A 7885-nucleotide genomic window follows, 5' to 3' on the forward strand; every position below is an offset into this window, starting at 1 on the left:
GCTAAATTAACATCAATAGCTTCGTAAAGCCTATTATAGCGTTAATTTAACGTAAAATTGACTTGGTCAATTTGAGAGCTGAAAAGCAGTTACTGAGAGACTTTCAAGTTTTTGGAGAGGTCTAATAGATTTTTGCTAAAAACCTTAATTTACAAGGGATAAGGGATTTTACTAAAGCAGCATTTTAGCTGTGTCAGTCTAGTAGAATGCATTAGCGGTACCGTAACCCACCAATCGGGTCTATGGGTCAGCCCCACGAACTGGCCTAAACATCAATAGCCTTAAGGCGTCGGTAGTGGGTACTGCAGCTCAGCAATCATAGCGTCCAGAGAGCCATCAGTGTTGCCCTGGCTCTCCATGTCCAGCCAGTTCAGAATGGCCGATTCATGGCTCACCATCGACTGAACAACCTCTTGGTCTTCTTCTGGAGCAATGTTTGCGATCGCTTGGAATCGGGCAAGAAATGCCTCAACGGTGGGTATCGTCACCGTGGAAAATTCAGAGAAGGTAACGGCTTCTTCATAGTCAGCCACTGCGTCATCAACCTCGCTCAGATCCATTTCCTCTAAGAGCGACATATTGTATTTGCTTAGGAAGGGACGAAGGCGGGCTTTGGTTTCTGTCTCCAGCTGGAGTAATGTGCCAAACTGATACTGGTCACGCTCGTTCTTGGCCACCTCTATGAGGGCAAGAGCCCAGGCTTCACCAAAAATCTCGCTCTCGTAGAGTTCTTGAATGCACTCGGGGTATACGGGATCGGTCATTATTTCTCCTCCCAAACTATTCTATAGTATTGGTAAGGTGCGTTAGCAGCATCCGGCTTTGCATAACACACCCTACTGGGCTAAGGCATTTAACAATCACATTTGTTGTTGCCTTTTTTAATACGCTTCTTGAGCCGCTTCAATGCCCTACGAGATTGCCGCCCAATACCAGAGAGAAGATTATCTGACGTGGAACCTCCTGCACCTTCCTCATCGGAAGCACATTCGAGGGGTTTAATGTTTGAGAAGTCGGAGTAAGGCAGAGGACAATTTCCGGCATCATCCTTCGGTTGGGGAACTGTGCCTGCTTCGATCGCATCCCGCGCCACCAAGACCAACCGAATCAATTCGTCCATCACCACTGGCGTGATATTGACATTCATCGGATAAGCCTTCACGGCATAGATGAAACCGGGTTCTATTTCCTCATCATCATAGTCTGTCGGACGGAAACCGCTGGTGTAGCTGATGTAGGGCGCATAGCTCCCGCCATGCAACTGACCGTCCCGGTGCCACTGCCAGAGCATATCAGCTATATCTTGCTGCAATTTATTATTGGCTTCTAGTTCTTCTTTCGCTGAGGGGTCGTTGAGTTCTTTTTCATATTGAGCTTTGGCATCTACTCCCGTTTTATAAACCCGGAACAGAGTCACGAAACCTGAATCTTCAGTGTTGACACAAACTACAGTGGGTTCATTAGCGATAACCTCATGGCGCAGGTAATGTTGGATTTCCAGAATGCCCCCCAGAATAGAGCGGAATCCTTCATACCCCATGTATTTGAGGGTAGCCCAGGCTGCCATGGAGTAGGAGCCAGAACGGGAAACTTCTAAGGTATAAAGGCCGGGGTTGTAGCAAGTGCGAGCCTGAAGATAAGCTGAACCGGGACGACTCAAGACTTCTTGGAACTTATGCAGACTACGAACCATCACCACGCTGCAATTGTAGGTTGCCCAACCTGTCTTATGAAAATCAAAGCCAATGGCATCAGCGTGTACTACCTTGCTAATGGCTTCATAGTTTTTCTGAATATTGGCTAAAACTGGGTCTGCAAAGCCCAAGGGATTATCTGCGAAGTCATAGCCTTTGAAGGTCAGCCAAGACCAACCAATCACAGCGTCAGCGTAGATCAAGGGTCGCCCAATGCCATCGGGATGGTTTTCCAGGGGATAAAGTTCATCTACCAATTCCCTGACTTTATCGATGGGGTCTATCGCAAAAGCATCTGTCGTGCCCATCGTGCAAACAATGGCAGCGATGGGTGTACCAGAGGAATGGAGGACTCGCACCACTTCTTCGAGGTGGTTAAAATCCATCGCGTTGGTGACATCATCGGTATCAATTTCGATGTAGTTCTCCATGCCGAGACCCGTCCAGTCTGTGGAGTTCTGTTTGCAGTAGTGACCCTGTTGAGACACTAACACCTTGGCATCGGTGCGAATGCCATTACAACGGGAATTCATGCCCAAACAACTGGTCAGGGCGTATTTGATGCCATAAAAATAGCACCCAGAACCGCCAAAAGTGAACAGACCCCCGGCTTCGTCGGTAGGCCAGCCAATGAGATCGGCTAGGATTGCAGAAGTCTCCATTTCAGTCCGCTCTACATCCCAGGCATATTCCCCTTCAATGATGTTCGGGCTGAAAACATTAGTCATCATCGCGGAAATAATCGCAGCCGTGTTAGCCGGTGGAATCACATTAGGCATCACCAGTGGATGATTCCAGTTGGGCATTCCTCGAAATAGCTCTGCTGCCTCCTCAAGCACCTCTGCCAAGGAAGCCATGTTTTCCTCTAGACGGGCTTCGGTGACTTTTCCATAATGAGGGCCAGTTGGATCGTTTCCCAAATAGCCCGGTGTGCTTCCAGGGGAGGCTGGGGACTGAGGTGGCTTGAGGCGATCCAGATAACGAATTGCTTGACTAACCATGTCCGCAAAGGGGTCTGAGGCTCCAGTGGAGTAGTAAGTTGGGAAGGCACTACGCATATTTGAACGGACACTCGCCCAACGGGGAGCGTTTGCCTGTACGCTACCATCTTTATTCCACTGGTCTGAAAATTTTGAGGCCATTTTTGACTCCTAATGATTAGATTTGTAAAAATTGATAGCTTGAATGCTTACGGTTGAATCTGCACGGAGGATGTCACTTATGCAGAGCATTTGTACTAAAGCTATCGCTCCCTAATGTGTTTTAGTACAAATGCTCTGATAGAACATAGTTCCTATGTTCTATAACTTTGACCTGCCCCCAAATTTTCATAACTAATTTTATGTTCAAATCCAAACAAAAAATTGTTAATTGCAGATTCTTTATAACTATTACCAAGACTATAAGTCAAAGGAGATTAATTTCGGAAATATTTTATATTTCACCTAACTTTACATTAGAGTTTTTACCCATCACAAAAATGCCCACGATTGACCGTAGGGAACCCTAAGCTACGGAAGCTTTGCTTCCGTTAAAAGCGATTGGCGCGATTGCCACGCTAAGCGAACGCAACTGTGAGCAGCATTCTTTAAATTCCGTTCAAACTGATTGATAAAACTTAATATTTCGGTTGTTTACCGAATCAATTAATTGCCCTTTTTTGTGGTACTAGATGCCAAAGGAATACCAAACAACCACCCCCTATCTCTAATCCCTAGCTATTCAACTCAACAGTCACTTTCCTTTAACCTTAAACATAAACCGTTGCCCTGAATACTCAAAAATTCCAACTTTACTAACCATACTAATAAAGTAGTATTTGAAGGGACAATGATTAGTTTTATCTATGATTCGTTTTGTTAAGCATCGTCATCGATCGTATCAAAACCTGGTATAGCGCTACGCCCAAGTCAGAAGTTAGAAGTCAGAAGTTCACGGGGTCACAACAAAAATAGCTAGGAAGCCGACAGAATCAGCTACCTAGCCATCAGGTTTTTTTTATAATTGTGGGCTTAATTGATGGGTTTCATTTTCGGGCGGGCAGGATGCCCAGCGCACTCATTTAATCCCTTGATTTAGCAATGCTTGGTTATTCAGGAATGACCGTATCTTCCCGGAAAGCCAGGTTCTGAATCCGTTCGTCCAATGCCGGGTCAGTATCAGCCTGATTAAAGGCATTAGCTGCGCTGGGGAAGAATTCATTGAGGTATTCTGCTAGGGCATCCTGCTCGGAACCAAAGGAGGCAAAATTGGCAAAACCCTCGAAAGGTTCAGAGAGCGCAGCATCTCGAACCCCGTTTTTGTTGAGGTCTTCGTCAGCATCTAAAACCCCATTGCCATTGCTATCCGGCTCACCCCAGAAATCAACCCGATTGAACAAAGCTGGATTGGCACTCAAGAAGGTGGATAAGGGAGCGCCATCAGCCACGTAGCTAATGGTAACACCACGAAATGTGCGGCTGGGATCCCCCACTAATTCACCATTCTGAGCCACTACATCGAGAACTTGGTCTTGATCGTCCAGGACAACCAGAGACAGAACCCGATCATTGGCAGGACGAGTGCTATCAAAGCTAAACTTAAGCCGACCGACTTGGGGAAACTGGCCGGGAGTCGCACCCGGAGCTGTTGCCGCTACCGCATCCTCGATGGTTTCCAGCAATTGATCCGCTGTGACAGTAAACAGGGTAACTCCATTATTGAAACGGAGGGAGTTTGTGATGTCGAGTTGGGAAACTTCCCCTTCTTCCTTGCCCACTTCAGGATTGGCTGCTGGGGGCAACAGTTCAAAGTCATTGGGGTCGATGCCACCGTTAGCAGCGCTAATTACCCCGATGTTGGAACGGATGCCACCCCCATTTTTGAAGGAAAACACGGTTGTAGCATCTACAGTCTTGGCATAGGCCAGGTTAGCATCAGCGGTTAGGTTACCCAGGTTAGTTTCTTCGGTACGGACAAAAGCGCGATCGCCCCGCAGGAAAACTTTGGTATTGCCAAAAATATTGCTATCCTGAGTACTGATCACTTCATCCAGGGTATTGGTAATTTCTACAACCTCTGGATCTGGGGTTCCTCCTACCGCTTCAACTCCTTGATCATCAGTGGCGTAGGCTCCACTAATGTTGGGGTCAATACTGCTGGGAATAAGGATACCGTTTGCATCAAAGTCCACCACCAGACGACCCACATACTTATAAGTGGCATCCGTATTCACAACAGCGATCGCATTTCCATCTCCATTGGTTTTGAGAATAGGATAAATACCGCCACTGGTATCTCCCAGCCGCAGACGATCCGTGGCATCAGACAGCAAGGTGTGAGACCCTCCCGCCACGATTATATCTACATCCCGCAAACGAGGGGCTAACTCATCCCGCTCAATGGTCAACTGTTGCATGTGAGCTAGGAGAATAATCTTGTTGATGCCTGTAGCCGTCAGTTCATCCACCGCAGTTTGGATGTTAGCAGCCAGGGCATCATAGTCTGTGGGATTTTCCGGGAACACCGTGACTCCATCAGAGGAAGAGATGGTAGGCAGAAGGGGTGTGCTTGCTCCCACAATACCAATTTGCTCACCATTGACGGTAATCACTGCAGTCCCCGCAACCTGTCCTGCCGGAATAGTACTGACTTCTTGACCGTTTGCCGTGATCAGGCTGGAGAGGTTAGGGTCTGTGCTATAATCGAGGTTTGCACTGAGATAGGGAAACAGCGCCCCACGGTAAGCTCCATCTGGTTGAATGATATCCCGCACTTCCTTGCTGCCGAGATCGAAATCGTGATTCCCAAAGGTGGAAGCTTGGATACCCAGTTGATTGTGGATTTCGATATTAGCGTGACCAATACTAGCCTCTCCTACAGGGGTGTCGTTCAACCTAGGGTCGCTGCCCGCAAACAGGAAGGGACTGGGAATGTAGTTGTCTCCAGAGGAGAGGACAAGGGTGTTGGGGTAGTCCTCTTTCAGGGCATTCAGAACGGCGGAAAACCGAGGAGCATCTTCCAATGCGGCCAGTCCAGCCTCAAAATCTGAAGCATGGAGCAGTTGTAGAGTAAAAGGCTCTGTATCTGAGTCAACCACCTCTGGCTCAGGGTTACTGGTGCCTGTAGAGCCTAGATCGGGGATGGGTCGATTCTGTTGTGCTATCACCAGGTAGGCAACAATGGCCAAAACTAGTGCGATCGCGACTCCCACTCCTATCTTCCAAATACGGTTCCAATTCATTAAATATACCTAATAGCTTTTCTGTGCCTTGTTTACGATATCAATTAATTGTTAATTTTTATGCGATAGGATGCCGAAGTAATACAAAACTTCGACATCCTATTTCTAATCCCTAGTTGTTTAATTCAACTGGCGGCCCAAAGCAACGCAAAAGTTAAATATCCCTGCTGTGCGCGGACTTATTGCTTGAACTGATTGATTGGTGCTAATACGTGTGAAATATAAATCACCAATCTGGGTAGCAAAAAACTCACTCTGGAACGAACCACAAGAAAGCTGAATCATTTCCATTTGGCTATAAGTCAAAAACTCAGTCACCTGTTCCACATCCGTAAAACGACAGGAAATAATCTTGGAACGTCCTGGGGTAGATTCGTTCAAATCTTAACCAGTATAATTTGCTGCATTAAAACTCATGAGTGGTTCAGATAAAATAGATTATATTTCGTGGTAGTTATCGATAAGCATGTACCTCGGCCTTGGAATTTTAGGGAGTAGGGAGTAGGGAGTAGGGAGTAATAAAATTAAATCTACCTCATAACTATGATCAATTCTATCAATCCTTTGCTACTATATAATTTTAAATTATCCCATCAAACCAAATGCTGATTGAGCATAACACTAAAAAATTATCTGATCTCTTTCATACTTCTCCGAAGTTCCCCATTCCCTATTCCCTTTTACCATCAATTCTCGTTTCACATCTGAATTAAAAATATTATAGCTTACTGCTAATAGCTGACTGCTGAAGCATTACTAACACCCTACCTTAAAATTCCTTAATTATGAAATCCCAAACTGAGCAAATTGTTACTACCCTTCAAGAATTAACCAAAGATGAATTCTACAGCCTAGTTGGTGACGCTCCTTATATAGTTATCCCTTGGGAAGTGGACGATAAAGGTCCGTTTTCAGTGGAACGCTTTCTAGTGGATAACACCGGTCTTATGCCCTTTACTCCGGAAGAGTTTCTCAGTCAGATTCGCCAAACCCAATCTCAACCTGTGAGCGACCATTACCAAAATCTGATCGCACTGCTGCAAGCTAATTTGTCAGAGTTAACTATCTATGGCTATCGCCTTCCTACACTACCAGAAGACTTGGAAGAGGGATTTCCCCTTCAACAAAGTGTCTTTGGCTCCTTAGGAATTCCGATGCTAATTGGTTTATCAACACCAGGAGAGTGGATTGGATTAGGTATCAAACAAACCTGGCGGTGCAACTCATCACCACAATTTATGATTCCGGATCTAGAATCTGTCCAAGACAATACCGCTGCACTGGTTGAGCAAATCCAATCTATCACCAATCAAATTACTCATCAAGCCCAAGCAGAGGAAGAATTAAGTTTTGGAGGTTTCGAGGTAGTGATCACCACTAGTCGCCACGAAGTTATGCAAAAATTATTGGATACTACGGGATTTTTAGAGATTAGCGAAATTAATGAATTTATTAGAGTTCGAGATGATTACGGCAATGAGATAGAAGAGTACCAGGAAGCAATAGCACAGCTAGAACAAGAACTAGTAAAGTTAGAAGAAGAAGGAGACTTATCAACGGAAGAATACCAAGAGGTTCAAGAAGAATTATCAGAACAAAGAGAAGGATTAGAGGAAATCCAAACAGACTGCAAGTTCGAGATAGATTTGAGAAACCTGTTTGCCACTCAACTGCTTAATTCCAAAACTTACCATCTTAACTTCAATCTGTCTGGGGAATGGTGTACAGTTCACTATGCCTTAGGGGAAACTCACGATCAAGATTGGGTAGTAGTAGCAACAAGTAGTTATACTCTTTGAAGGAATCACAGGAAGACCAGGAGATGGGGCGATGGGGCGATGGGGCGATGGGGTGATGGGGTGATGGGGAGTCACCTGCATCGCTGCTGCCTATTCCCTGCTCCCTGCTCCCTCTCTAATTATTGGTAATTTTTCATAACTATATTTTTCACAACTAGTTAAAAATTGTA

5 protein-coding genes are annotated in these 7885 nt (G+C 45.6%); 1 reads left to right on the plus strand and 4 read right to left on the minus strand.

The annotated features are described in order from the left end of the window. Positions 1–281: 281 nt before the first annotated feature. The 4 genes from F6K52_RS27955 to F6K52_RS27970 all read right to left on the minus strand — a co-directional run bounded on the left by F6K52_RS27955 (position 282) and on the right by F6K52_RS27970 (position 6297). The gene (locus tag F6K52_RS27955; RefSeq protein WP_293086197.1) at positions 282–764 is read right to left on the minus strand and encodes a hypothetical protein; all 483 of its coding nucleotides are present in this window, start codon (positions 762–764) and stop codon (positions 282–284) included. A gap of 89 nt (positions 765–853) precedes the next feature. Continuing rightward, the gene (locus F6K52_RS27960) at positions 854–2836 is read right to left on the minus strand and encodes a pyridoxal-dependent decarboxylase (RefSeq protein ID WP_293086200.1); all 1983 of its coding nucleotides are present in this window, start codon (positions 2834–2836) and stop codon (positions 854–856) included. A 947-nt stretch (positions 2837–3783) separates the two neighbouring features. Continuing rightward, positions 3784–5916, minus strand: a complete 2133-nt coding sequence (locus F6K52_RS27965) for a bifunctional metallophosphatase/5'-nucleotidase (RefSeq protein ID WP_293086203.1) — start codon at positions 5914–5916, stop codon at positions 3784–3786. 120 nt (positions 5917–6036) lie between these two features. Further along, on the minus strand, positions 6037–6297 hold the full coding sequence (locus tag F6K52_RS27970; RefSeq protein ID WP_293086206.1) for a hypothetical protein: 261 nt from the start codon (positions 6295–6297) through the stop codon (positions 6037–6039). Positions 6298–6701: 404 nt separating this feature from the next. On the opposite strand from F6K52_RS27970, the gene F6K52_RS27975 reads away from it, so the two are divergent. Further along, positions 6702–7715, plus strand: coding sequence for a hypothetical protein (locus F6K52_RS27975; RefSeq protein ID WP_293086209.1), 1014 nt, complete (start codon positions 6702–6704; stop codon positions 7713–7715). The last annotated feature ends 170 nt before the right edge of the window (positions 7716–7885 follow it).

The sequence above is a fragment of the Moorena sp. SIO3H5 genome (genome assembly GCF_010692395.1).
Classification (GTDB): Bacteria; Cyanobacteriota; Cyanobacteriia; order Cyanobacteriales; family Coleofasciculaceae; genus Moorena.

Coding starts and splice junctions, on each gene's coding strand:
- F6K52_RS27955 (WP_293086197.1), bottom strand. CDS start 764: ATGACCGATCCCGTATACCCCGAGTGCATTCAAGAACTCTACGAGAGC.
- F6K52_RS27960 (WP_293086200.1), bottom strand. CDS start 2,836: ATGGCCTCAAAATTTTCAGACCAGTGGAATAAAGATGGTAGCGTACAG.
- F6K52_RS27965 (WP_293086203.1), bottom strand. CDS start 5,916: ATGAATTGGAACCGTATTTGGAAGATAGGAGTGGGAGTCGCGATCGCA.
- F6K52_RS27975 (WP_293086209.1), top strand. CDS start 6,702: ATGAAATCCCAAACTGAGCAAATTGTTACTACCCTTCAAGAATTAACC.